The following is a 25,468-nucleotide window of genomic DNA, read 5'->3' on the forward strand; positions in this document are numbered from 1 at the left end:
AATAAACCAAAAACTGAGAGGAATGATTTAAGATGAAACACACGAAAAAATTCGCAGCATCAGCAATGGCAGCAGCACTCGTACTACCAGGAACGGCAGCATTCGCTTCCGGTGGCGGAGAAGACATGAAACAAGATGCACCGAAAAACGTCACGGTCAAAACAAAAGCCGCTGACCTTCGTGCAACACTCGATCAATTACTCTCTGAGCACTTCGTCCTTGCAGTCATGGACATGAAGAAACAATATGACGGTTCAAAAGACGCGCAATATTACGAAGCAGCACTCAAACAAAACGCACTCGACATGACTCCAGCAATCGCTTCAGTCTACGGCGAAGAAGGCGCGAAACAGTTCGAGAAAATCTTCGTTGATCACAACAAATATACGACAGACCTCGTCAAAGCTGTAAAAGCAGACGACCAAGACGGCATCAACGCTTCGAAGAAAGAAACAGAAGAGTTCGTACAAGATCTCTCGAGCTTCCTCGATACAGCTACGGAAGGTAAACTCCCGAAAGCAGCAGCTGAAGAAGTTCTCCGTGCTCACGAAGCAGACGTCTACAAAACATTCCAGCAATATGCAGCTGGTGACTACGAAGGATCGTACAACACGTTCCGTGAAGGTTACAGCCGCATGTACGATATCTCAAAAGCACTCTCTGTTGCGATCACAACACAGATGCCTGAGAAATTCGACAACACGAAAGCTGACTCAAAAGCAGCAGATCTTCGTTCAACACTCAACAGCCTTGCAGCTGAACACGTCGCTCTTGCAAACCTCAGTATGACAGCTGGCGTCGATCAAGCGAAAGACTACGATGCAGCAAATTGGGCTGAAGATATGCACACAGCTGACTTCAAAGCAGCAACGAAATCAGTCTACGGTCAAGCCGGTGCAGATCAATTCGAACAAGTTTGGACGAAAAACCACATCGAAGCACAAGCTAACCTCGTCACAGCAGCAATCAATGACGACAAAAAATTGATGGGTGACGCACAAGATATGCTCAAAATGTTCTCGAACGACTTCGGTGCATTCCTTGGTGCAGCTACAGAAGAAAACCTTCCAACAAAAGCAGCACAAGAAGCCGTATCAGGTCACGAGACTTACGTCCAAGATACGTTCATGCAGTATGTTGAAGGCGACTACAAAGGTTCTGTCGACACATTCCGTGAGTCTTACGCTTACATGTATGGCGTAGGAGCTAACCTCGGTGATGCAATTGTTAAACAATCACCAGAGAAGTTCATGGATGGTACTCCAGGATCAATGCCTAACACAGGTAACGGTGGAATGAGCGACAACAACTCAGCTGCAACAACTGGTGCAATCGCAGTATTCGGTCTTGCACTCGGAGCAGTCGGTCTTGTCCTCGCACGTAAACGTCAAAACGCCTAAGAAATTGGGTATACTCAATAACAGGATAGCGACATGCTATCCTGTTATTTTTGTACATAGAGGGAATCTCTTCTCTCGGAAAGGAGATACGCGTTTATGAAACGTTGGTTATTACCGGCGAGCATCCTCTTGATGGTCGTTTCGGTCGGAACACTGCTGTTCCTCTTGTTCGGTCAAACAAAACCGGATACATCAAACATCACGCAAGGTGACCCCAAAACAGAATCCGCGGCCTCTTCCGAGACGAAGGAAGAAGATCCGCTCAAGCCGTCTGAAATCTTTAAGAAGGAGTTCAAGGACCTCTCGGCAACGGAGGTCGAGCTTCCAAAACAACTCGTCATCCCGAAGCACGACATCAAGACGAAGGTCGAACAGGTCGGGCTCGATAAGGATGGTGCGATGGCGACACCTAAAAACGAACAACAAGCTGGCTGGTATAAGTTCGGTCCGCGTCCCGGTGACGTCGGCAATGCCGTCATCGACGGTCACACCGATACGAAGACTGGTCCAGCAATCTTCTATAAATTGCACGAGCTGAAGAAAGGTGATCCAGTCGAAATCACAGATGCGTCTGGACGAAAGCTCGTCTTCCGCGTCAAAGAAATCGTCCAGTACGATCACTTGAAGGCACCACTGAAGAAAATATTCGGTCCAGCCGATACACGGAACTTAAACTTGATTACGTGTATCGGAACGTATGATGAGAATCAAGGGACGTATGATGATCGTCTCGTCGTCTTCACGGAACTGGACGAGAAAGCATCCGATCCCGTCAAGACACCACCGAAACCTGCTACGAACATCCGTGTCAGTGGCGGTTTCATCAACTGGTATGCGTCAACTGATGAAGACGTCGTCAAATACAATGTCTACCAAGAAAAGGACGGAAAACGCAAAAAACTCGGTACGACAGAATCGATCGAGCGTAAAGCGTTCCCGCTTCCTGAAGATGCAACCGGTCGTTTTGTCATCACGGCTGTCAGTAAAGCCGGAATCGAATCAGAAGACGCGTTCAGCGCTGTTCAGAAATAACGAAACGGGATGTCTCCAAGTCGGAGGCATCCCGTTGTTCATTTATTCGCTGCTGGTAATGCAATTCGGAGTTGTTTCTTACCAGACATCGTCTCATAAAATAGACTAAGTCGCCCTTCCGTCACGCGGAGCTGTTCCGACGGAATGAAGACGATCCCAATCCGGCTTTCATCCGGCTGATACGTACCGTTCAAGGCATTAAACTGATCCGCGATCGTTACGATCTCGTCCGCTGTCTCATACTCCCCGATTCTTGGTAAGATCTCGATTTCATCCGCTGATTGATTCGTCACTTTAACCGTGATTGCAAGCAACCGTCCCGTCTCCCCCATCACTTGGAGAAGCTTTTGCTTTTCGACTTTCATTTGAACGAGTGGCGTCTGCCGCGTTTTTTCCGTCGTATCGACGTCAAGCGTCTTCAGCTTCAATCCCGCCATCTCATAGACGACACCAAGTCGATCTTCGCGATCAAACTGCTTCAGCTGCGCTTCATCAAGACGGATCGATGTTCGCGGTTTCGTCTCTTTCGCAGGCTCTTCCGCCTGAAACCAACCGAAGAGCGGGACCATGAATTTCGTTACGATGATAAGGACGAGCAAGCCCGACATCACATAAAACAATACTGTCTTCACACGTCGCCTCTTTTCTAAGCCTCGATCCGTTCCTTCATCCATCCCCGATCGAGTCCATGTACACCGGGACGTCCATGTGTCGCAAGGTACTGGCAATACTGGACTGCGAGATATTCTGCCTGAAACTCGACATACCGCGTTCCCGGTAGACTGTTGACCTCATAGAGATAGATTTTTCCATCCGCACCAATCCCGACATCGATCCCGAGCGCATCGAGTGGGTAATCATAAAACGATTCGAAATAGACGGGGAATCGTCGCGCAAAGTCAACGATCCGTCGCGAGATCGCTTCATGTTGATCCGGATAGTTCTGCTTCATAAATATGTCCATCCGCGTCGTCGAAAACGCTCCATGACTGAGATGGCTGACCGATTCTTGGTGATTGTTGCTGACGAACGGAAAATATTTGACGAGTTTCCATTGACCGTTCGCTCCCTTCGCGACATGGATCCGCATACAATACGAGTGTCCATGAATCGTTTGCGAGGCGATGAACGGCTGGACGATCATCGGATTCCGTTTGGTCTCTTCTTCGATGCGGGTGATCAATTCCCCTGTCGAACAGACGGTTGACTCCAATAGATGGCTGAATCGATACTCGTCGCCTTTTGGTTCAATCGTATAAATCCGTTGCCCTTGTTTACCATTCGCCGGCTTGAAAACGACTTTTCCGTATTTCTCAATCAGCGGCAAAATCGTCTTTCCTTTCTTTACCCGGTGCATTGGAATCAAGACATCCTGAAACGTGCCTTCTTGTGCCAATTGACGTAGGACGACGTTTTTATTACCGATCCGGTGCGTCGTAAACGGAATCTCGGTTGCGAGTCGCTTGAACAATTCTTTGTCCGCATCACTCAGTGGCAAATGATTATAGATGACATCCGGAAACTCATACATACTTTGATGCCACGCATCTTCGTCGAAGAAGAGTCCGCGGATCGTCCGATTTTCGAAATCAACATCGCGCGGTCGGAAAAAGAAGATGTCGACACCCATCGAGGCTCCGATGACGCAGGCAATCTTATCGCGAAACTGGGGCGTCTCATTTAAGCGTAAAATTCCGATTCGTGTCATGACGCATCCTCCTCGACGGGTTCAAAATAGATCAAATAACGTTCCGTACTGTCCGTGACGTTATAAAACGGATAACAGGTCGAAACGACGAGTGACTCCTGCTTCGTTGACTCAAGAACCCGCGTATCTTTGTAATCGACGATTTCGCTCGATTGCATGACGTAGCGATAGGAACCGTTCGCGAGATAGAGGACGACCTCGTCGCCCTTCTTCAGCTTACTGATCTTCGAGAACGTCGTATCGTTATGTCCCGCGAGGAAAATCCGGTCGCCTTGACCAGGAAATGCTGTCTCCGGATGATGGCCGACTCCTTTAGCAAGTGTCGCATCATCAACGCCTTCAAGCACCGGTAACTCCATCTCAAGTGACGGCACTCTTAAATATCCGACCGTCTCGCCCGTTTGAAAGAGGACATCCTCTGTCTTCTCCTTCGACCGTTTACTCGTTGTTTCTGATTTTGCTGTGGTCGATGACGTTCCTTCTGCCTGGACGACATCTTTTGCTTTCGCTAGTTCCGTCGTCAAGGTCTGCTGAACCGTCAGTTTCTGATAGCCGACGTAACCGAGCAACAAAAGTCCGATCACCAGTAATCCTGTCGATAGGCGTCGCATCATGACGGCACCTCCTTCAACATTCGTGTCCATGCCCGGCAATAACCAGATAAATTATGCTCGACGTCATCGATCCGAACCCGCATCGAGTGGTGCCGGATGTAAAAACTTCCGAGAATCCGACCGGGTTTCTTCATATACATCGCGACTTCCGGATAAAAGAAACCGTTTCGCTGATAGATCATCCGTCGTTCAATCGTCTGGTCGAGCCAGTCGAGTGGAAAGTCTGCTAATAAGTCGACTCGTCCAAGCGCTTCGATCCGGTCGATCATCTCGCGTGCCGCAAGCATCAGTTCAAGGAACGTCGGGTACGTCGTTTCCCGGTGATGAATGAAGTCGAGTTTCGGGGAGACGTTCTTGAGACCGAACTGGAAATAACGCTCTTCCGGCAACCATTTCGTTAACTCGTTCGCACTATAGCTCAACCAATGATCGTGGAATTTCCAGTACGATTTAGCGATGAAATGATCAAATGATTGGACGACACTATCGAGCCAACGGGAATCGGGATCGAGTGCGTACAACCGCATCAAGGCGTATGTCGCTTCCCCTTCGTAATAGATGATCCGGAAGGCTTCCTTTAACGCAAACGACGGATACTCGAGCACATGCAGATATTGTCCCGACGGTTGTTGCAGTGAAAGAATGCCTGTTGCGAGTCGTTGACTGAGTCGTAGATCATCCATCGTCTGAAATGTCTGCATGTATTCCGTCAATGCTAAGATCGCTGCAGCATTCGCGCCGAGTTTGATTTCGTTTGATTCGCGATCAAGCACGAAGGAACGCTCCCCTTCATGTACGATCAATTCCTCGATCAAATAGCGTTTTGCTCGATCGATTGCTTGGCGTAATCGTTCGCTTGGTGTCAGTCGATAGGCTTCAATCATTGAATAGAGTGTACTTGCATGACGTAAGCTGTTATAGAACTTAATCGGTTTATCAAAGCATGGGAAGTAACCATATTGGAAGCGACCATTCGCCCGGACTTGGCGAGCAAGATACTCACTCGACTGGGCGACGATTGTCTTGATTTCAGAAGGAAGTTGACTTGTCGTCTCACGGATTTTTTCAACATCACGTATGACTTCAAGTACATGCGGTGTTTCGTCTGCGAAAACACCTAGCGTATCAAAGAGGAGGCATGGACTTGTCGGATGAAAGTTCATCCGCTCCGTCCGCCCTTGTTGGTGCGCATAATTGCTCAAGTTCGTTAGATTGATGTGTAGTTCTGGATGCGTCGGATCTTGTGTCAAAACGGCATTACCATTCAATTCTTCTTCTAGATAGGCACATTGCATCTTCCGATCAAACGCGATTCCGTACCGGAAGTAATTTTTCCGTGTGTCTTTCACTCGCTCGTTTAAGGTCTCAAACGAGAGTGCCTCAAAGTTTCGGGCGATGTCGAGCTTCAACCACGCTACTTCTGGTTGTTGGCGGAGCCAATTGCGTGCTTGATCTTTTACGGATTGTAGCCCTTTACCTTGGAATCGAACGACACGGGCTCGCTCCGATGCTTGTCCGAGTGAGACGAATAACATCATCTGACGATTCCAGTAGTAGATATCATCAGTCTTCATGTGTTGTTCCAGTACATCCATGGCAGTGGTGAATCGGTTGAGCAGGTCCATGTTCAGCTTCACTCCTATTCTAAAAGGATGAATCGCAGTGAGGCACAGATGGCCCCACTACGATTAACTACAGCATGACTTACTCTTGTGGACGGCGACGGAACAGTTTCGTGAACAATCCGGCAGCTGTCGCAAGCATTCCCATGAGGGTGATCAAGAACAGATTTTCCGAAGTATTCGGTAACGTACCACCGACGATTCGTTTGACTGGTTGAGTGATCGGTTTTGAAACGAGTGGTGATTTATTGATTGGTGCACTGACTGTGTTTACTGGCAATGTCGGCTTGACGCTTGGTCCATTTACAGCGCCAGTCGAAGGAGCTGGCTTGACGTTCGGACCTGAGACAGGGCTCGTTCCAGGAGTTGGTGTGACAACCGGACCATTTCCTGGTGGAGTCGTTGGTGGCGTGACGACAGGAATCGGGATGATGACATTGTCATTGTCGTTATCATCGTTCGGATTCGAGACGTTGTCTGGATCCTCTTTCCCATCATTGTCGTTATCCTTGTCTCCACCATTGTTATTATCATTGTCACCATCATTATCTTGATCCGCATCGGCGTCAGCATCTGCATCTGCATCGGCATCTGCGTCAGCATCGGCGTCAGCGTCAGCATCAGCATCGGCGTCAGCATCAGCATCAGCGTCAGCGTCAGCGTCAGCATCGGCATCCGCATCAGCGTCAGCGTCAGCGTCAGCATCAGCATCAGCATCGGCATCAGCGTCAGCATCAGCATCAGCATCAGCGTCAGCATCGGCATCAGCGTCAGCATCGGCATCAGCGTCAGCATCAGCATCCGCATCGGCGTCCGCATCGGCGTCAGCGTCAGCATCTGCATCGGCGTCAGCATCTGCATCTGCGTCAGCGTCAGCGTCAGCATCGGCATCCGCATCAGCATCCGCATCAGCGTCAGCATCGGCATCAGCGTCAGCATCGGCGTCAGCATCAGCATCCGCATCGGCATCCGCATCAGCGTCGGCGTCAGCATCTGCGTCAGCGTCGGCATCCGCATCGGCGTCAGCGTCGGCATCGGCGTCAGCATCCGCATCAGCGTCAGCATCGGCGTCAGCGTCGGCATCAGCATCTGCGTCAGCATCGGCATCTGCGTCAGCGTCGGCATCCGCATCAGCATCTGCGTCGGCATCAGCGTCTGCGTCTGCGTCGGCATCAGCGTCGGCATCCGCATCTGCGTCGGCATCAGCGTCGGCATCAGCATCTGCGTCAGCATCAGCATCTGCGTCGGCGTCGGCATCTGCGTCGGCGTCAGCATCTGCGTCAGCGTCGGCATCCGCATCGGCGTCAGCGTCGGCATCGGCGTCGGCGTCGGCATCAGCGTCAGCATCAGCGTCTCCATCTGCCTCTTCATCAAAGACGATCGTATCTTGACCATCTAAATCGGCCAGCAGTTGTGCATCAATTGCAGACGTATTGACGACAGACCCTGTAACAACAACTTCGTCTTGAGCAACTCCAGCCGGTTTATCAACGATGACATCGGCATTAACAGAAGTTGGTCCAAGTACTTGTACACCTGCGAGTTCATTCGACAAGTTCACTGTATCGTTCGTTACTGCCGTTAAAAGACTGTTCACACCTGGCAGTAAATTTTTGACTGGGTTTAAAACAGGATCAATTAAGTTTCCTGCTATTCCGGATAGTTTTAAATTCGTGATGGCATTGACTAAATCGGTTAAGGCGTCTTGGACAACTTGTTTCGTTACCGTATCAAGATGCTGTCCTAAACCATCACTAAAATCGATGACGATTGAACCATCCGGATTAATCGTGACTGGAGCAGAACCTTCGTAATCCAAAAGATCCGAAAGGGCGGTATCTAAATTCTGTAGATTATCCAGAGCATCCGTTAATTCTGTGAGCCCCTCCACTCTCAACAAACTACCTACGACTGGAGTACGTTGTAATCGATCGATACCCGCTAATAGGTCAGTCACAGTATCTGCTACTGTTCCCGTCAACGGATCTAGCTGTCCTTTAAGCGTCGGTAAATCTTCAAGTGTGATGGGTAATAATTCAACACTGACCGACGCATTACCGTTCGCCTGCATTTTTCCCGCTAAATCTGGAATGTTGAAGACAGCCACCCGGTCTGGGTTCAATACTTCCGCATCGGCTAATCCGACACCGGTTAAATTAAGGGCTAAATCATAGTTATCCGGTTGTTCCGTCAGATTTGCATTGACCGCGACATCCGTCAGTAGTTGAACTTCAGCTAAACTGACTCGATTCGGTCCTTGGACGAGTGAGTTTCGCACCGAATTCGCGAATTGGCTTTGTTGCGTCTGAAACTTCTTTTCAGAATTCTCAGCTGCTTCGGTTTTTGTATAAGTGAATGAGATCGGAGAGAGGGCGAGAGAGGACGCTGCCAGCAGTTTCACTAGTCTTCGTGTGTGGTTTCTATGGTGTCGATTCATCTTCTTTCGAAAATCAGGTGCTTTTTTCTTCATTTCAACACTCCTTTTCTACGGAAAAAATAATCGTACACCTATTATTATGCATGCAATTCCCATGAAAATATACAATTTTTTACAAAAACAATGTTTAAATAGTTATTATTAACCAGTATTTTAGATATTAATTTACTATAAAAATATAAATAATATATATTATGAATAATTACGCGTTAATATATATTGTAATTTTATTTCATGCTAGTTCTATCCATTTTGTGTAAAAACGGCTTATTTCAATTTTATATGACCATAGTTTTAAAAAACGCAAAAAGACCTACGAGCGTCTGCTCGTAGGTCTAGAAACCTGCTTTTTAGTATCGAATGTGTTGCTTACTCCAACGGATCGATTCCTTGAACTGTCGGACGAGATCTTCAGCCGGTGCCGTCAAATAATAGGCAAGTCCGTGCACTTTCTCAGACATCTGCTGGATGACGAGTCCATCTTCGATCAGCTCCTGTAATTGTTCGAGGATTTGACCGTGCGATTGATCGATCCGTTGCTCGAGTTCCCCGATCGTCAACGCACCATCACGCAAGAGATAAATGATGCTCGACTTCAGACTGTTCTCGAAGTTGTGTTGAAATTTTTGCAACGCCAGTAAATCGGCTTGTTCTTCGGTATGACGTGAATCCATCTGATTCCTGCCCCCTTTTTCTTAACTACCTCTTCAGTATGACGCACTTTTACGTGAATTTCAAAACTCAATCGCGATCGGTGATGATCGTATCGAACGTCTTCTCTTCCTCCGTGATGACCATCTTCTTTTGCGACCGGAGATGATACAGGCGACGGATGTTCAAGATGACTACCTTCATGACAGCGTAGAACGGAACACCCAGCAAGACGCCGAAAAATCCAGCGATGTTCCCTGCGACGAGCAAGACGATGATAATTGTCAATGGATGGACATCAAGTGTTTTCCCTTGCACAAGTGGTGACATGATGTGCGAATCGATCTGTTGCGCGACCGTCATGACGATGATCGCATAGATCGCAAGAATCGGATCCTGGATGAACCCGACGATCAACGCCGGAATGACACCGAGAACCGGACCAAGGAACGGAATGATGTTCGTCAATGTCGCAAACAAGGCGAGCAACAACGCATAATCGATCCCGATGATCAGATATCCGATATAGGCGATAATTCCGACACCGATACTGACGATGACTTGTCCTCGGATATAGCTCATGATCGTCAAGTGGACATCACCAAGGATTTTTTTCGTTTCCTTATGATACTCATACGGCATCAGTTTAACGAGATTACCTTTAAGCTTATCACCATCAAGCAACATGTAGATCAACATGATCGGAATGATGACGATCGTCACGACCGTCGTCGTCAGAACACTGACGAACCCACCGACACCTGTACCGATGTTCTTTAGGAACGTCGACGCATACTCCGAGATGTTCCCAGAGAACTTATTGAATAAGTTGTCTTGACCCGTCATGAATCGTGAAAAGAAGGCACTGTTCTCCAGTTGTTCCCGAACATCGACCAATTGCCGCTGGAACTGTGTCGCAAGCGTCGGAATCGAATTGACGAACTGTGTGATCTGCTCCGATAACATCGGACCAAAGATGAATCCGAGTGTCGTTAAAATACCGATCAAACCAACGAGGACGATCAAAACAGCCGGGCGCCGCTTCATCTTTTTCTCAAGCAACTCGACGATTGGTAGCAGGACATAATAGAGAATCCCAGCGATCGCGAGGGGTGGTACGACCATCTGAAGCAGAATCGCGACTGGTCGGAACAGGAACGTCACATGATCACCAATCCAGACGATGATCAGTAATGTCATAACCCACCAGGCGAATCGGTACCACTTGTTTTCAAACATTTTTTGCATCTAACCACTTCCCTACGTAAAAGAATAAAGTTCAATATCCTCTTTAGTTTTCCTTAAAATGATACTTCTTAATCCTTATTCTTAAAAAATGTATAGTTCGTTATGTAGATAAGAAATATATGATATATTTGTTTCAGTGATTTTTGCAGATTCAAATTTGATGGTGTGTCCGTTTCTGCGTAAGATGAGTATATTCGATATTTAAGCAACCTTTTTTATACATGTAAAATAGAATACGGAGGAAATCCTAGTGAAATGGATCAATCACACAATCGGTCGCCAATTGATGTTCGCTTTTTATATGGTGTTCGTCGCCCTCAGCATCACGTCCGGAATTGTTTACTTCTATACGGAGCAGAAAATCGATCAAGCGAATGCGACGTTCGATGATTTGCGGGAACGGCGAACGAACGCCAATGCACTCGCGAACGAGTGGACTGTCGCGCAAAGTAACGTCAAATCCTACTTATTGACTGGCTCACAAGAAACACTTGATGCCATCAAGACAAATCAACAGGAAATCAACCGCTTGACGACATGGTTTGAAAAGTATGCGGTATATGAGCAAGGAAAAGAATATGCGACAGCGACGCGTCAAATCTATGACGATTACTTCGGAACATCGCTTCCACTCCTGAATGAATACGTTGAAGGAAAAAAAGACGGGAAAATCAATGAAGACTTCGTTGATCCGAATACGCTCGCTGCTCTCTCCAACGGGAAAGACCTGTTCACCGAAAATGGTACGTTACGTGGATCGGTCAGCTTATCAGATGCTGATGTCGACATGACACGGATTGATACGTTACTTTCGGATTATCTAACGTTGATTCAAGGCAAGGAAGTCGATGCAAAGAATAATCTTCTTGGCGAAATGCGTGTTGCCCAGTTCATCTGGCTGTCGAATCTCGTCGTCTTGATTCTCGTCCTCTTCTCGCTCGTTCGTCCGTTCATCAGCCGCGTCACGAAACAGGTCAATACACTGTCTCGCGATAGTGCACTCCTTGCGACGGGGGAAGATATTCAAGCAATTCCGTTGCCTAAACGCAAGGATGAGCTGCATACGTTGACGGCATCGTTCAATCAGATGGCAGCGTCGATTGCAGATAACAAGGTCCATATGCTGGCGAAGAACGAGGAGCTCCAAGCGCAACAGGAAGAACTCGTCGCCCAGCAAGAAGAACTGCAAGCACAGCAGGAAGAACTCGAAGAAGCACTCGATATCACGCTTCGTAGCGAACAACATCTGAAGTATCGCAATGAATTGACAGAGACACTCGCCTCCCGCGAGACATTGACGGCATATCCAGAAATCATTGAAAAGCTTGTCTCGATCACGCATTCTGAAATCGGTGCCCTATTGTTCCTTGATCAACAAGAAGTTCGCTCGACGATCGATTACGGAATGACAGAAGAGATGGTCGGCCGTCTTGTCTCTGACGATCAATCGCTCTTGCACCGGGCACGTCTTTTGAAGCGTCCCGTCCATTCATCGAAACAGGTCGCGCACGAGAGTCCGCTCCCGTATCCATACTATATGTATGAAGTCGCAGTGCCGGTGCTTGATCCGACGAAAGAGCACATGATTGCCTGTATCTATCTCGTCCGCTACCGTGATGCTTTCACGACGGAACAAATGAATGACATCCTGTCGTTCTCGCATCAATTGTCCCTCTCGCTCTTACGGATGGGCATTTATGAGGAAATGATCCGCGAGAAGAACAAGACGACGCAACTGTTGAACTCGATTCGCGAAGCTGTCGTCTATATCGAACATGAGACGGATGAGTTGCTCGTCAACGAACCCCTCATGACGTTATTCCCGGAAGTACCGACTCAGTTCGAAGACGAAGAACGCTCTGCTTTTGAGCAAGCGATGCAAGCATTAGCGGATATCATTGATGAACCGGCAGCGTTCGAGCGCTATATCGAACAAATCGTTGAACTGAATTTACCGAAAGACAGCTTAATCGTCTCGATCCGAAAGCACAGCACGTATATTCAGATTTACGCCGAGAAGATTGAAGTCGACGGCATGTGGGTCGGTACGATGCTCGTCCTGCGCGACGTGACGAAGGAAACGGAAGCCGAGCGGATGAAGGAAGAGTTCGTCTCAACCGTCTCCCATGAATTGCGGACACCGCTCTCTTCCATCTATGGCTTCACGGAACTGATGCTCAACAAACGGTTCGAGGAAGAACGGCAACGGAAGTATCTCCAGACGATTCACTCGGAGACTGGTCGCCTGACGACGCTCGTCAATGATTTCCTCGACGTCCAGCGGATGGAGTCGAGTGAGCACCGCTATGAGATGTCGACATTCGATGTCGTCGAACTGGCCCAGGACTTGATCGAGTTTTATGATGTCTCGCATGAAACGCATAAGATTGACTTTGAGGCACGGGGACCGATCATGATTGACGGTGATGCGGAAAAGATGAAGCAATTGCTGAACAATCTGCTCAGTAATGCCGTCAAGTACTCGCCAAGTGGGGGTACAGTCTTGATACGAATTTCAAACGAACTCGGTTTCGCCCAGATCCGGATCCAGGATGAAGGCATCGGCATTCCGCAAGAGGCCCTTCCGAAACTATTCGATAAGTTCTATCGTGTCGATAACTCCGAGACACGAAAAATCGGCGGAACCGGTCTTGGTCTGTCGATCTGTAAGGAAATCGTCAAACACCATAACGGGACGATTGATGTCGAATCCGTCGTTGGTGTCGGATCGACCTTTACGATTCGTTTCCCGATCGCTGTTATCTCGACGATCCTTACGTATGAAGATTAATCATTCGACCGTTCACATCAGTGGATGGTCTTTTTTGTCGTTAGATCGGATAAGACGCGGGGTATAGTCAAAAGCGCATTATTTTAAGGAGGAATCAACATGCAACTTGGATGGATTGGTTTAGGACATATGGGTGTACCGATGGCAAAACGTCTACTCGACGGTGGTCATGACTTGGTCGTCTACAACCGGACGTATGAAAAAACAGCTCCTTTAGTAGAGAAAGGCGCAACGGCTGTCAAAGAGGCACGAGATGCGGTCCGTCAGAGCGACATTCTTTTCATCATGTTAGCTGACGGACCGGCTGTTGCGTCCGTTCTCGAAAATGTGAAAGAGGATCTCGATGGTAAGACAATCGTCAATTTGAGCACAATCTCACCAGAAGAAACGAAGGAGATGGCTCGTCTCGTCGAAGAGCATAACGGTACGTATCTCGAATCTCCTGTATCAGGTTCTGTTCCAGTCGCAGAAAATGGTCAGCTCGTCCTGCTTGCTGGTGGTGACGTGAAAGTCATCGCGACTTGTCAGCCGTATCTCGACTTACTCGGCAAGGAAACGATTCATTTTGGAGCGCACGGTACGGGAAGTGCGGCGAAACTCGCCATTAATTTGTTGCTTGCTGTCGTCGGTCAAGGGGTTGCGGAGACATTACTCCTTGGAGAAGGTGCAGGACTTGAAAAAGAGAAGTTGATTAAGATGATCAGTGCTTCCGGCATGAATACGCCGCTCTTCACCGGCAAACGCGACATGTACCGGAAGAATGACTTCCCTTCCGCCTTCCCACTCCGGCTGATGGCGAAAGATCTCGGGCTTATCACGGCAGAAGCCACACGCCAACGGCTTGAGCTCCTCCTTGCCCAAGCGACGAACGCTAGCTACACTGAAGCGAAACCTGATTATGGTGATGCTGATATGGCAGCAATTTATCTTGCCTTACAGGAAAAATAACGAAAAGGGTGATGCCTCTCGATTTGAGAAGCACCACCCTTTTGATTTGCAATTATTTAAGAGACGTAACGATTCCCATCATCTGATCACTCGTCATCAAGGCTTTCGAGTTGAACTGATACGCCCGCTGGAGCTGCGTCAAGTTCGTCATCTCAAGCGCCATATCGACGTTTGATGTCTCAAGTCGGCCGACCGTCAATGGATTGCCCGCTGCATTCTGGTATTGTCCGGTTGCTGTAAACAAACCACCACCGACTTCCGTCAACTCACCGTAGTTTGGAATGTCCGCGACACCTACTCGAGCGAGGACACGTCGATCTCCGTTTAGGATTCCCGTGATATTGCCATCCTTGTTCAGTTCAATCTCCGTCGCGTTCGCTGGCAAAACGATTGGATCATTCGCCTGGTTGATGACGGAGCGTCCGGCATCATCCGTCAGCAGGACTTGTCCGTTCGCTTGTGGCGACAACTGAAAGTTCCCGTCTCGCGTGAACTTCGTCACGCCATCCGTATCGACGACACCGAAGAAATGATGTGGATTCCCAAGTGCAGCATCGAGTTTTCGGTCTGTCGTCCGGAACGTTCCGACGCCAAAGCGTGTCGCTTCGTTTGCGACGTAGCCTCCGACACCGAGTCGAAGTCCTTCTGGTGTCGTCAACGGACCTGGTGTAAAACCTGTCGCTTGGTTGTTGATGTTACGGACGAGCAGTTCATTAAACTGAGCATCCCGACGTTTATAGCCGTTCGTATCGACGTTAGCTAAGTTTTGACCGGTCGTATCGAGCTGCTTTTGCAACTGTCCCATCGTACTTGCGGATGTATAGATTGATTGCATCGTATCCTCCTATTAGCGAACGCGTCCGATTTCGGAAACAGCCTTCTCCGCTGTCCGGTCGTACGCTTGAATGACTTTTTGATTGGCTTCGAACTGGCGCAGACCGGCATTCATCTCTGCCATCGTCTGTTCCACTTCAACGTTTCCGAGTTCGAGTACACCTTGATCGACTCGGACGTTTCCTGCATTCAACGGATCAGCGGAACGGAACAAGCCGTTTCCTGTTCGCTCGAGCGTCTCCGGTTGATCCGTTACGACAAGACCCAAGTTTCCGATTGCTTGACCGTTCCCATCTGTAACAGCACCGTTCGCGTCAACGAGGAAGTCTTCATTGACGACGTTGAGTGGTTGTCCGTTCGTATCGAGGACGAGATCATTCTCTGTCGTCCGTAGTAGCCCGTCTTGTCCGACGGCGAACTGTCCGTTCGTCGTATAAAGGGTCTCTTCGTCTCCTGTCAGCGGATCCTGGTGACGGATCGTAAAGAGCGGTGCCCCTTCAAGCGAACTGATTTGTAGATCTGTCGCATTCCCCGTCTCCGTGATCGAACCTTGCGTGAAGTTCGGGGTCGCTGCCTGTATGAAGACACCGGTCGCGAGCTTTCCGACCGTCGCGACTCCCCGCACACCTGTCAGTTCATTGTTTGCTGTCTGCTGGATCAGCATCTCCGGAAACGTCCGGAGTGACGCCTGATCAGCGCGGAAGCCCGGCGTCCGCGCATTCGCCAAGTTATTGCTGAGCATTTCCTGTTGGCGTTGTAATGCCTGCATCGCATTCGACGCCGTGTACATTCCTCGTAGCATGCGTTCATCTCCTCATTGACTTCATGTTCAATTCTTTCCTCTCAGTATATCGGTCGACTTGACGTGAATTATGAGTTTTTTTGAACAAAAAGGTAATGTTCGGAAGAGATGAATCAAAAGACCTATTAGAATCACGTTCGCCTTTTTTTTAATAGATTACATATTAAAAATTGACAAATATTGTTATGATATAAACAACAAAAACATGATCCTCGAGGTGAAACCTATGAGCTTCTTTAAAAAACGTGCCACTGAACGAACTGTGCCTGGGTCTTTGGATTTATACACACTGTCCGACGTCACTTATTTTTTGGAAAATCATCCGGATGCCGTCTATACGATGGATACGAAGGGTCACTTCATTTCCTTCAACAATAAATTTCCGCTCCTGCTTGGATACGATCGGGATAGTCTTCAAAAGCTTCATTTCGAGACATTTTTGAAAGCGAATGAAGTCGAGACGGTCAACCAATTCAAGAAGCGGGTCTATGCTGGTGAAACCGTCCATTTCACGACGACGGTTCGACATAAAGATGGTCATTGGCTGACCTTGAACGTCACGAACATCCCGATTTACGATCAACGCGTCATCATCGGTCTCTACGGGATTGCCCGTGATGTGTCACACCACCAAGAACTCCGAACCGATTATCAGCGTCTCTTGATGAAAGACCGATTGACGAACTCGATCGAGGGCGTCAGTTTCGTTGAATACTTCCCGACGTCAAAAGAAGTCGCCACGTCCCCTTCTCTCGCCACACTATTACAACTCTCCAAAAAACATTTAGTGAAGATGGATGCCTACGACTTTCTTGAAGAAATCCACCCAGAAGATCGAACGATTTTTCGCGAACAAAGTCTTGCACTTCATAAAGGCCAAATTCCGACCTTCGCGATGCAATTACGAATGGGACGTAGAAGTCGTTTCCAAAAGATCGTCCACTGTGAAGGTGTCGTTCAGACGGATACGATTCCCAGTTCGATTCTCTTCATCCTCAAGGATGCGACACCTCTCATCCAACTTGAACAAGAACGGGATCTGGCGATCGCATCCCTCAAGAAGTTTTTCACGTCACTGCATACGACGGCGTACGAACACCGTTATAGTGATGATTCCGTGACCTTCCATGCTGCCGGTTTTCTCGAACCATACACTGATTACCTTCGGCGGATCGAACAAGATCATCAACTGTGGACGAAACTCGTCTCAGCAGAAGACCTCGTCATCATGAAAGACGCGTATCCAAAAATTCGCCAAGGTGAAGTCGTTCGACTCGTTTACCGTCTAAACTATCCCGATCGCCAATTCTGGGTCGAAGAGACGTGTATCCCGATCATCGATGCACATGGTGAAGTTCTCGGTCACTATGGTGTCTCGACCGACATCACGCGTCTAAAGGAACAACAGCATGAGATTTGGCACCTCTCGATGCATGACCCAATCACCGATTTACCCAATCATGCCTTTACGTTAGAACAGGTTCGGGAATTATTGAAGCATCGTTCCCCCTTCACTTTATTAACGGTCACGTTTAATCAACACAGCCGTCTCGCTGAGCGATTCGGTCACGAAATCGGGGAAGAGTGGATTCGACAGACGAGCAACGCCGTGAAAAAGCTTATCAAAAAAGAGGTATTCATCGGTCATCTGTTTGGGGATAAATTCCTCATTATTCTAAAAGGAAAGATCGACGAGACACGGGCGATCGGTCTTGCCAACCAACTGCTCGAGCTGACGCATCACCGGTTCGACGTCTTATCCTACGAATTGTTTTCGAAGGTCTTCATCGGCATCACCTACTCCGTCCATCATGATCATACAGCGGAAGAACTGATTAAACAGACCTATACAGCACTCCGACGTGCGAAGTCGATTTCTAAAAGTAACTTCCAGTTCTATTCATCGAAACTCGACATCACGATGTATCGCCGTTATCAACTCGAACGCGATTTGCGACATGTCATCAGTCAGAACCAGCTGTTCCTTGAGTATCAACCGAAAGTCGATAGTTGGAGCGGACGTATTGTCGGTGCGGAAGCATTGATTCGATGGGATCACCCGGAATGGGGACGACTTGCGCCAAAGGACTTCCTGTCGCTTTCGGAAGAGAGTGACCTCTATATCCACATCGGGGACTGGGTACTCGATCAAGCCTGTCGATTGATTCGTGATCTGCTCGATGAACAACCGGAACATGTCGTTCCGCTCTCGATCAACTTATCGCCTAAACGATTGTTTTACGGCGATTTCGCGAATATCGTCGAACGACACTTAAAGAAACACGGTGTGCCCAGTCACCTCTTAGAAATCGAACTCCTTGAATCAGATGTTCTACTCGAAGGCGGACAAGTCCTTGAGACACTCGATCGTCTCGTTGATCTCGGTGTCAAACTCTCACTCGATGATTTCGGAACGGCTTACTCTTCGATTTCCTATGTCCAGCGTTATCCGGTGCATTGTTTGAAGATTGATCGATCGTTTGCGATTCATGCCGAACATGATCCAAAGAGCCTCTCTGTCATTAAAAGTGTCATCTATATGGCAAAGGAATTCGGTTTGACCGTCGTCGCGGAAGGCATCGAGAACATGCAACAGTTGAATCTGTATCGCGATTTAGAATGCGACATGATTCAAGGCTATCTTTTCAGTAAACCGGTCGATATCGAGACGTTCAAGCAGTTGCTTGCAAACGGCACCCTTTATCCAAAAGATACGGGCACCGCTCCACCGAAGGAGCCGATTTTAAGCCTTCATGCGAAGGTGACGATTTCGAAGCTGAACGGACAGCCAATCCAAGTCGGATCGTCTCCGATCTTAATCAATCGTTGTACGAATCGGACGATCTCTTTCTATTCCTCGATTCGTCTACCGGTAAAGCATAAACTGGAGCTCTCTCTGCAACTGCATCACCTGACACATCCTGATATCTTTATTGAACCGACGTCGATTTCAGAACTCGATAACGGTCTCTTCTACTACGTCGCTGACTTCCAAGTTCGCGCCTTGTCTCTCATCGTCCAAGAACAGTTAAATCATTCCCATCATTCCCGCGTCGATGACTTCTTCAAACAATCGACTGTATGAAAAAAGCTTCCATCCCCTTAATCAAACGGGAATGGAAGCTTTCCTTAGTTATTCGGATTTTTGTTCAAGACAGCAGTCTGCGTCCGCTCAAGCACGGCATTCGTGATGACGATCAAGCCGGTGAAGAGGAACAACGCTTCAAAACCGAAGTGACCAGCAATTTGTCCACCTGCCAGTGGTCCGAGGAAGTTCCCCATGAACTGTGCAGACTGGTTATATCCGAAGATACGACTTGACGCATTCGCTGGCGTATTCTTCCGGAGCAATGTCTGTACCGACGGCATCAGTGCTGCTGTCGCAAAACCAATTCCCATCCGTAAGACGATCAATTGACTTGTATCCGTAACGAATGCTTGCGGAATCAAGAAGGCCGCAAAGACGAGTAACGCAAAGAATAAGACGCGTTCTGCACCAATCTTATCTGACAGACGACCGAGTCGTTGCGCTGCGATTAAGGCCGCGATACCAGGTGCCGAAGCGACAATCCCGGATAATAGTGCCAGACGTTCTGTACCAGGACTGAGTTCCCGAACGTACAGCGACAGGATCGGACTAATCGATTGTGCCGCGAACTGAATCAGGAACGTCGTCAAGAACAGACTTAAGATAAGTTCCGGATGACGAAGCGATTGGATGATTTCCTTCGCGGACGCCATTTTTTTGACTTCCATTGGGACGAATTCTTCTTTGACTAAGAAGTAGGTCACGAGGAAGGTAATGAAGAGCGGAACGCTCGTAAAGAGAAAAACGGGTCGAAGCCCAACAACGTCGGCGAGGAATCCTCCAATGAGAGGTCCTAGCAATCCACCGGCAATCCCACCGGTCGACAGGGTGCCGAGCGCCCAGCCACTTTTCTCTTTTGGGGTTTGGGAAGCAACGAGTGTAATCCCGGCTGAGATGAATCCGGATACGGCTCCCATGACAAGACGTAAGAAGACGAGTTGATAGACGTCTTGAACAAAACTAATCAAGAACATGACGATCGACATACCAAGACTTGCTCGGAGCAACATCAGCTTCCGTCCTTTTCGATCGGCGAGACGTCCCCAGATTGGTGAGACGATCGCAGCGACGAGGAAGGTTGCACCAAAGGCGATACCGGACCAGGTCGTAATATCTTGTCGGCTGTCGACACCGAGTTCTTCAATGAATAAAGGCAAAAACGGTAATACGAGACTGAGGGCGGCGGCGGTCAAAAAACTACCGAACCAGACGACGACTAAATTTCTTTTCCACAATGGCATTGTGGCATCACTTCCTTTTAATTGACAATTCGTTTCAATGCAACAACTTTTAATATACACTTCACATTGTGAAATGTCTAGGATTTGAACTGTCAAAGTGTAGAACGGGACCTTTGATGCATATAAACTAGTGTACTACGACCGATAGTAAGGTAATCCACACGAAGGAGTGAAATTGAAATGAAACGCTTTTTGATTGGCGTAGTCTGTCTATCGTTGCTTCAATTCGGACTACCACTCAAGAGTTCAGCTGCCGTTTCCGTCACTCGTCACACGGTCATCTGGTCCATCCCAGAGGCCAAATCCATTTCAACGAAGATCAATCAGCTGGCAAACAGACAGATGAAACGTGTCTATCTGCATGTCGCTGTCGAGGGTGACCGTACTCTCTACCGAACATTCGTTGAAAAAGCGCATGCTGTCGGAATCGAAGTCTATTTTTTATTCGGACAGCCACGCTGGATCACAAACGAAGGAACGACAGCTCGACCGAACGTCGAGGATCCACTCGCCTGGATCTCGACCTATCAACAGGAAACGATCAGTCATCCGGATGGCATCAGCGTCGATCTCGAACCGTATGCCTTACCTGAGTGGGAGACGGACCAGCCACGTGTCATCGCCTCCTATGAACGCATCTTACTCGCCTTCCGCGAGAAAGCGTCTGCTGAAGGATTACCACTGCAACTGTTCCTCCCGTTCTGGTTCCATACCGTACAGGATGCGAACAGTCGCCCTCTCAGCGAATGGGCAATGGATCTTGCTGACGAAGTCACGTTGATGAGTTACCGGACCGTCTATGGTGGTGGTAACGGACTTGGCGCCATCACGATGACCGATGCACTCCATGCCGCAAGCAACAATCATACTTTATCGTATGCGATCGAGTTCACCGAACTCCCAGAGACGCCGGATATCACGTTTTACGGTAAGACACGAACGCAGTTGAATCAGCTCGTCAATCAGACGATGGCCAGTTCGCTGCCGCCAAGTGCGATCGTCTATCATGATTTTGAATCCTACCAAGCGTTCATGCGTAGTACGCAGTGAGAACATAAAGATTTGAAACGAAGGCACAGGAAAAAAGACTTGCTATCATTGATCCGACTCCTCCAGGAAAAAGCGCAAATTTTTGCGCTGTCAGAGACAAACAAGACCCGGGTTCACTGTTATACGAACAGTGAAGACTGGCTTGTGTCTCGCCTGAGGAAAGCGGGTCAAATGGAGCAAGTCTTTCTTTTCTTCAACATCGTCCAAAAATGAAAAGTGGTCCTTCCCATTACTGAGAAGAACCATCTTTTAATTCATCTCGATGTTCTTACTTTCCGAGGTTATCGAGCATGATTCCTGTACCGCGTGCGACACATAACATCGGATCTTCTGCGATCAGAACCGGTAGACCAAGTTCTTTTGCAAGCAGTTGATCGATTCCGTCCAGCAACGCGCCCCCACCCGTTAGGATGATACCACGATCGATGATGTCCGCTGCAAGCTCCGGTGGTGTCTTCTCGAGCACACGTTTCGTTGCTTCGACGATCTCCATCGCTGCTTCCGCAAGCGCATCGTGCATCTCTTCTGATGTCACCGTGATGTTGTGTGGTAAACCCGTCACGAGATTGCGTCCGCGAATATCCATCTGCTCGCTCCGTCCGTCTTCTGAAACAGTAGCAACCGTCGTCTTGACGGCTTGTGCCGTCCGTTCTCCGATGATGAGCTTATGTGTATCCTTGATCGAACGGATGATGTCGTGGTCGAAACGATCTCCTGCGACTTTGATCGTCTCCCCGCATACGATATCCCCCATTGAAAGTACGGCAACATCCGTCGTTCCGCCACCGATATCAATGACCATGTGCCCTGCTGGCATCCAAATGTCCATACCGGCACCGACTGCTGCGACCTTCGGCTCGACTTCGAGAAAGACTGTCTTTGCGCCTGATTTTTCACCGGCTTGACGAATTGCCTTCGCCTCAACCGTCGTGATGCTTGCTGGTGTACAGATCAACATCCGGACTCCACCGAACATCTTACGGACTTCAATCTTATCGATGAAATGGCGAAGCATTGCTTCCGTCATTTCAAAATCAGCAATGACACCGTCTTGAAGTGGTCGAATGGCCACGATGTTCCCCGGCGTCCGCCCTACCATCAAGTGTGCTTCCGTACCTACCGCATGAATCTTACCTGTTGCCTTATCGATCGCGACGACCGATGGCTCATCGAGGACGATGCCTCTACCTTTGACATGAATGACGACGTTCGCCGTCCCTAAGTCGATTCCGATATCTCTTGAAAACATCTCGTGTGCTCTCCTTTACCCACTGGCTATTCTTCCAAAATATAGAACGTCGTTTGGACGTCTAACCCATTTATGTATACATACCTTTCAATTCTAGCATATGCCCCCTCGTGAAACGACTTTCTTTTTCGGCTTTTCGGATTTCATTGTCGTCCTTTTCAAAAGACGACAAAAAAGAGCATCTCCCGAAAATGGGATGATGCTCTTATATAAGTGCTTAAAGTTTTGTTGCAGCTGTTTCTTCAACGACTGCTACTTCTTCAGTCACACGTTCTACGTCTGCACCAAGTGCTTGTAACTTCAAGTGGAAGTCGACGTATCCACGGTCGATGTGGTGAAGTGCACCAACGCGTGTTTCGCCTTCAGCGATCAACCCTGCTGTGACGAGTGCTGCCCCTGAACGAAGGTCCGTTGAAAGAACTTCTGCGCCTTGCAACTGTACGCCACCGTTGATGATCGATGAACGACCTTCAATCTTGATGTCAGCGTTCATACGACGGAATTCTTCAACGTGCATGAAACGGTTCTCGAAGACTGTTTCCGTGATGACCGATGTGCCGCCTGCTTTGAGGACGAGTGCCATCATTTGTGCTTGAACGTCTGTCGGGAAACCAGGGTGTGGCATCGTCTTGACGTCAACTGCTTCAAGTTTTGCTGGACCGACGACACGGAGACCTTCTTCCGTATCCGTGATCTTAACGCCCATCTCTTCCATCTTCGAGATGAGTGGACGAAGGTGTTCGCGCTCAGCGCCGATGACTTCGACATCACCTTCAGTGATCGCTGCTGCGATCATGAACGTACCTGCTTCGATCCGGTCAGGAATGACGTAGTGTGTTGCACCGTGTAATTTCTCGACGCCTTCGATGCGGATCGTTTCTGTACCTGCACCGCGGACTTTTGCGCCCATTGCGTTCAAGAAGTTAGCAAGGTCAACGATTTCTGGTTCTTTTGCGACGTTCTCGATGACTGTCGTTCCTTCTGCGAGTGTCGCAGCCATCATAATGTTCTCTGTCGCACCGACTGATGGGAAGTCAAGATAGATTTTTGCACCTTGGAGACGACCGTCGACTTGTGCCTCAACAAATCCGTTTCCGATGATCGTTTTTGCGCCCATTGCTTCGAATCCTTTCAAGTGAAGGTCGATTGGACGTGAACCGATCGCACAACCACCTGGCATTGCAACACGTGCGCGACCGAGGCGTGCGAGTAATGGACCCATGACGAGAATCGAAGCCCGCATTTTACGAACGTACTCAAGTGGTGCCTCATCTTTGAGGTCCGGCTCAGCATTGACCGTCACCGTGTTTGCTTCTGCATCGAACTCGACTTCTGCGTTCAAGTTGCGTAAGACGTTATTGATTGTATAGACGTCTGCTAGACGTGGTACGTTTTGAAGAACCGATTGTCCCTCCGATGCAAGCAATGTCGCGACAAGTGTTTTTAAGACCGCGTTCTTTGCACCTTCTACTTTGACTGTTCCAGCTAATTTACGTCCGCCACGGACAACGATTTTTTCCATTCTCCCTACTCCTCTGCTTCGTTTCTGTTCTAGTATGTTCAATTCGTGATTGGTGAGGATCATAGTTGGAATTCAACGAATGTTAGAAAAGAAACTTCCCTATAGTTGATCTCTTACTCCAAAGCCAATACGACGTTTCGATTGTAATGTTAGATGATTGCTAAATGACTGTGTTCCTTCATTGAAAGAGCAGTGTCCTGTTCCATGTTAAAACAAATTACCATTTCAGGGTTTACAATGCAGTTACAAGTTCACCCGATTAAAAACTGAAGACGTTGTGCAAAGCCGGCATAATCCAGTAAAAAGCGCGCTACGATGGATCCAAGTGCAATTGCTAGAATCGTTCGCAAGGCTACCGCATGCGGTCCTTTAGGATGTTGCAGGATTTTCTCCCATTTGACTGGTAACAAGGACCACCAGGCGAGTAAAATCGCCACAATGTAGACCAGCATACTAACTAACGCACTCACACCAATAGATGTCACTTTCGTTGCACCTCTTCTTCATAGTTTCTTCAACTCTACTATGATTTCATAAAATGAATGATTGCGCAAACAAAAAAGAACACGCTGAATTAATTTTAGCGTATAAAATATATTTATTGAAGATAAATTTGGTCTTCTACTGAAAAAAGGTTGAAGAATTCGTGAAGACGAGGCATATATTGTACTTTTACATTTTTTCAGTATTTTAAACCTGTATCCTTCATCGTGTTGCGAAAACGGTTGCCATACGAAAAATCATTGACGTTTCATACAAAAAAACCCCGGTTCCGCGAACGGAACCGGGGTTTCATCAAATCAATCGCGACCGTAGTCTTTCAAGCTGAGACGGTTAACTGCTCGTTTCAGTGAAAGTTCAGCACGCTTGAATTCGAGTTCTGATAATTTCGTGTCCTGGAGACGACGTTCTGCACGAACCTTCGCAGCTGCAGCCCGGTCGTAGTCGACCTTGTCTGCTTGCTCCGCAGTTTCCGCAAGAACCGTTACAGTATCCTGGCGCACTTCCATAAAGCCACCGCTGATAGCGATCAACGTGCGTCCGCCATCTTCGTGGCGCAACTTCAAGATGCTGATGTCGAGTGGTGTTACGAGTGGGACGTGGTGCGGGAGAACCCCGATTTCACCAGAAATCGTCTTCGCAACGACCATACGGACATCGCCATCATACACTTCGCCATCCGGGGTGACGATATTGACATGAAGTGTGTTCATCTCAAGTCCCCCTTATG

General features: G+C 48.3%; 20 protein-coding genes. 6 read left to right on the forward strand and 14 right to left on the reverse strand.

Annotated features, from left to right (window positions below; translation table 11 throughout):
* Nucleotides 1-32 precede the first annotated feature (32 nt).
* Nucleotides 33-1,400 carry a copper amine oxidase gene (locus P401_RS0112320; protein WP_029342718.1) on the forward strand — a complete coding sequence of 456 codons (1,368 nt, stop codon included), beginning with the start codon at nucleotides 33-35 and terminating at the stop codon, nucleotides 1,398-1,400.
* A 96-nt stretch (nucleotides 1,401-1,496) separates the two neighbouring features.
* Nucleotides 1,497-2,432: a class F sortase gene (locus tag P401_RS0112325; protein WP_029342719.1), complete on the forward strand. Its 936-nt coding sequence runs from the start codon at nucleotides 1,497-1,499 to the stop codon at nucleotides 2,430-2,432.
* A gap of 38 nt (nucleotides 2,433-2,470) precedes the next feature.
* Here the strand turns inward: P401_RS0112325 and P401_RS0112330 are convergent, their stop codons facing one another.
* The 7 genes from P401_RS0112330 to P401_RS0112360 form a co-directional block, all read right to left on the reverse strand.
* Entirely contained in the window at nucleotides 2,471-3,064 is a 594-nt protein-coding gene (locus P401_RS0112330) for a hypothetical protein (protein WP_029342720.1), read from the reverse strand.
* A 14-nt stretch (nucleotides 3,065-3,078) separates the two neighbouring features.
* Nucleotides 3,079-4,140 carry a YheC/YheD family protein gene (locus tag P401_RS0112335; RefSeq protein WP_029342721.1) on the reverse strand — a complete coding sequence of 354 codons (1,062 nt, stop codon included), beginning with the start codon at nucleotides 4,138-4,140 and terminating at the stop codon, nucleotides 3,079-3,081.
* Nucleotides 4,137-4,754 (reverse strand): class D sortase, encoded by a 618-nt coding sequence (locus tag P401_RS18100; protein WP_029342722.1) that lies wholly within the window; start codon nucleotides 4,752-4,754, stop codon nucleotides 4,137-4,139. Before P401_RS18100 ends, P401_RS0112335 begins: the two co-directional genes overlap by 4 nt.
* A complete protein-coding gene (locus P401_RS0112345; RefSeq protein ID WP_051656309.1) occupies nucleotides 4,751-6,379 on the reverse strand; it encodes a hypothetical protein in 1,629 nt (542 codons plus the stop codon). Before P401_RS0112345 ends, P401_RS18100 begins: the two co-directional genes overlap by 4 nt.
* A gap of 79 nt (nucleotides 6,380-6,458) precedes the next feature.
* Complete coding sequence (locus P401_RS18725) at nucleotides 6,459-8,846, reverse strand: adhesive domain-containing protein (RefSeq protein WP_201770439.1); 2,388 nt, start codon at nucleotides 8,844-8,846, stop codon at nucleotides 6,459-6,461.
* Nucleotides 8,847-9,163: 317 nt separating this feature from the next.
* Nucleotides 9,164-9,487, reverse strand: coding sequence for a winged helix-turn-helix transcriptional regulator (locus P401_RS0112355; RefSeq protein ID WP_029342725.1), 324 nt, complete (start codon nucleotides 9,485-9,487; stop codon nucleotides 9,164-9,166).
* A gap of 67 nt (nucleotides 9,488-9,554) precedes the next feature.
* Nucleotides 9,555-10,712: an AI-2E family transporter gene (locus P401_RS0112360; RefSeq protein WP_029342726.1), complete on the reverse strand. Its 1,158-nt coding sequence runs from the start codon at nucleotides 10,710-10,712 to the stop codon at nucleotides 9,555-9,557.
* A 250-nt stretch (nucleotides 10,713-10,962) separates the two neighbouring features.
* On the opposite strand from P401_RS0112360, the gene P401_RS0112365 reads away from it, so the two are divergent.
* Nucleotides 10,963-13,503, forward strand: coding sequence for a HAMP domain-containing sensor histidine kinase (locus P401_RS0112365; RefSeq protein ID WP_029342727.1), 2,541 nt, complete (start codon nucleotides 10,963-10,965; stop codon nucleotides 13,501-13,503).
* A 99-nt stretch (nucleotides 13,504-13,602) separates the two neighbouring features.
* Nucleotides 13,603-14,451 carry an NAD(P)-dependent oxidoreductase gene (locus tag P401_RS0112370; RefSeq protein ID WP_029342728.1) on the forward strand — a complete coding sequence of 283 codons (849 nt, stop codon included), beginning with the start codon at nucleotides 13,603-13,605 and terminating at the stop codon, nucleotides 14,449-14,451.
* Nucleotides 14,452-14,503: 52 nt separating this feature from the next.
* Here P401_RS0112370 and P401_RS0112375 read toward each other — a convergent pair whose 3' ends face one another.
* Together P401_RS0112375 and P401_RS0112380 are read right to left on the reverse strand one after the other, a co-directional pair.
* Nucleotides 14,504-15,286 carry a flagellar hook-basal body protein gene (locus P401_RS0112375; protein ID WP_029342729.1) on the reverse strand — a complete coding sequence of 261 codons (783 nt, stop codon included), beginning with the start codon at nucleotides 15,284-15,286 and terminating at the stop codon, nucleotides 14,504-14,506.
* Nucleotides 15,287-15,298: 12 nt separating this feature from the next.
* On the reverse strand, nucleotides 15,299-16,087 hold the full coding sequence (locus P401_RS0112380) for a flagellar hook-basal body protein (RefSeq protein ID WP_029342730.1): 789 nt from the start codon (nucleotides 16,085-16,087) through the stop codon (nucleotides 15,299-15,301).
* Nucleotides 16,088-16,397: 310 nt separating this feature from the next.
* Between P401_RS0112380 and P401_RS18105 the strand changes: the two genes are divergently transcribed.
* Nucleotides 16,398-19,172: a sensor domain-containing protein gene (locus P401_RS18105; protein WP_160171464.1), complete on the forward strand. Its 2,775-nt coding sequence runs from the start codon at nucleotides 16,398-16,400 to the stop codon at nucleotides 19,170-19,172.
* 44 nt (nucleotides 19,173-19,216) lie between these two features.
* On the opposite strand, the gene P401_RS0112390 is transcribed toward P401_RS18105, so the two are convergent.
* Nucleotides 19,217-20,416, reverse strand: a complete 1,200-nt coding sequence (locus P401_RS0112390; protein WP_029342732.1) for a multidrug efflux MFS transporter — start codon at nucleotides 20,414-20,416, stop codon at nucleotides 19,217-19,219.
* Nucleotides 20,417-20,596: 180 nt separating this feature from the next.
* Here P401_RS0112390 and P401_RS0112395 point away from each other — a divergent pair, with 180 nt between their 5' ends.
* Nucleotides 20,597-21,466 (forward strand): hypothetical protein, encoded by an 870-nt coding sequence (locus tag P401_RS0112395; RefSeq protein ID WP_029342733.1) that lies wholly within the window; start codon nucleotides 20,597-20,599, stop codon nucleotides 21,464-21,466.
* A gap of 268 nt (nucleotides 21,467-21,734) precedes the next feature.
* Here the strand turns inward: P401_RS0112395 and mreB are convergent, their stop codons facing one another.
* From mreB to P401_RS0112420, 4 genes are all read right to left on the reverse strand, one after another.
* A complete protein-coding gene (mreB, locus tag P401_RS0112405) occupies nucleotides 21,735-22,715 on the reverse strand; it encodes a rod shape-determining protein MreB (protein ID WP_029342734.1) in 981 nt (326 codons plus the stop codon).
* A 217-nt stretch (nucleotides 22,716-22,932) separates the two neighbouring features.
* Nucleotides 22,933-24,237, reverse strand: coding sequence for a UDP-N-acetylglucosamine 1-carboxyvinyltransferase (gene murA / locus P401_RS0112410; RefSeq protein ID WP_029342735.1), 1,305 nt, complete (start codon nucleotides 24,235-24,237; stop codon nucleotides 22,933-22,935).
* Between the two features lie 251 nt (nucleotides 24,238-24,488).
* Complete coding sequence (locus tag P401_RS0112415; RefSeq protein WP_230088486.1) at nucleotides 24,489-24,689, reverse strand: DUF1146 domain-containing protein; 201 nt, start codon at nucleotides 24,687-24,689, stop codon at nucleotides 24,489-24,491.
* A gap of 348 nt (nucleotides 24,690-25,037) precedes the next feature.
* On the reverse strand, nucleotides 25,038-25,451 hold the full coding sequence (locus P401_RS0112420) for a F0F1 ATP synthase subunit epsilon (RefSeq protein ID WP_029342737.1): 414 nt from the start codon (nucleotides 25,449-25,451) through the stop codon (nucleotides 25,038-25,040).
* Nucleotides 25,452-25,468: the final 17 nt, after the last annotated feature.

It is taken from the genome of Exiguobacterium acetylicum DSM 20416 (assembly GCF_000702605.1).
GTDB lineage: Bacteria > Bacillota > Bacilli > Exiguobacteriales > Exiguobacteriaceae > Exiguobacterium_A > Exiguobacterium_A acetylicum.

What these genes read in the sequence shown, in the direction of transcription:
- P401_RS0112320 (WP_029342718.1), top strand. Translation starts at nt 33, where the DNA reads ATGAAACACACGAAAAAATTCGCAGCATCAGCAATGGCAGCAGCACTC.
- P401_RS0112325 (WP_029342719.1), top strand. Translation starts at nt 1,497, where the DNA reads ATGAAACGTTGGTTATTACCGGCGAGCATCCTCTTGATGGTCGTTTCG.
- P401_RS0112335 (WP_029342721.1), bottom strand. Translation starts at nt 4,140, where the DNA reads ATGACACGAATCGGAATTTTACGCTTAAATGAGACGCCCCAGTTTCGC.
- P401_RS18100 (WP_029342722.1), bottom strand. Translation starts at nt 4,754, where the DNA reads ATGATGCGACGCCTATCGACAGGATTACTGGTGATCGGACTTTTGTTG.
- P401_RS0112345 (WP_051656309.1), bottom strand. Translation starts at nt 6,379, where the DNA reads ATGGACCTGCTCAACCGATTCACCACTGCCATGGATGTACTGGAACAA.
- P401_RS18725 (WP_201770439.1), bottom strand. Translation starts at nt 8,846, where the DNA reads ATGAAGAAAAAAGCACCTGATTTTCGAAAGAAGATGAATCGACACCAT.
- P401_RS0112355 (WP_029342725.1), bottom strand. Translation starts at nt 9,487, where the DNA reads ATGGATTCACGTCATACCGAAGAACAAGCCGATTTACTGGCGTTGCAA.
- P401_RS0112360 (WP_029342726.1), bottom strand. Translation starts at nt 10,712, where the DNA reads ATGCAAAAAATGTTTGAAAACAAGTGGTACCGATTCGCCTGGTGGGTT.
- P401_RS0112370 (WP_029342728.1), top strand. Translation starts at nt 13,603, where the DNA reads ATGCAACTTGGATGGATTGGTTTAGGACATATGGGTGTACCGATGGCA.
- P401_RS0112375 (WP_029342729.1), bottom strand. Translation starts at nt 15,286, where the DNA reads ATGCAATCAATCTATACATCCGCAAGTACGATGGGACAGTTGCAAAAG.
- P401_RS0112380 (WP_029342730.1), bottom strand. Translation starts at nt 16,087, where the DNA reads ATGCTACGAGGAATGTACACGGCGTCGAATGCGATGCAGGCATTACAA.
- P401_RS0112390 (WP_029342732.1), bottom strand. Translation starts at nt 20,416, where the DNA reads ATGCCATTGTGGAAAAGAAATTTAGTCGTCGTCTGGTTCGGTAGTTTT.
- P401_RS0112395 (WP_029342733.1), top strand. Translation starts at nt 20,597, where the DNA reads ATGAAACGCTTTTTGATTGGCGTAGTCTGTCTATCGTTGCTTCAATTC.
- mreB (WP_029342734.1), bottom strand. Translation starts at nt 22,715, where the DNA reads ATGTTTTCAAGAGATATCGGAATCGACTTAGGGACGGCGAACGTCGTC.
- murA (WP_029342735.1), bottom strand. Translation starts at nt 24,237, where the DNA reads ATGGAAAAAATCGTTGTCCGTGGCGGACGTAAATTAGCTGGAACAGTC.
- P401_RS0112415 (WP_230088486.1), bottom strand. Translation starts at nt 24,689, where the DNA reads ATGCTGGTCTACATTGTGGCGATTTTACTCGCCTGGTGGTCCTTGTTA.
- P401_RS0112420 (WP_029342737.1), bottom strand. Translation starts at nt 25,451, where the DNA reads ATGAACACACTTCATGTCAATATCGTCACCCCGGATGGCGAAGTGTAT.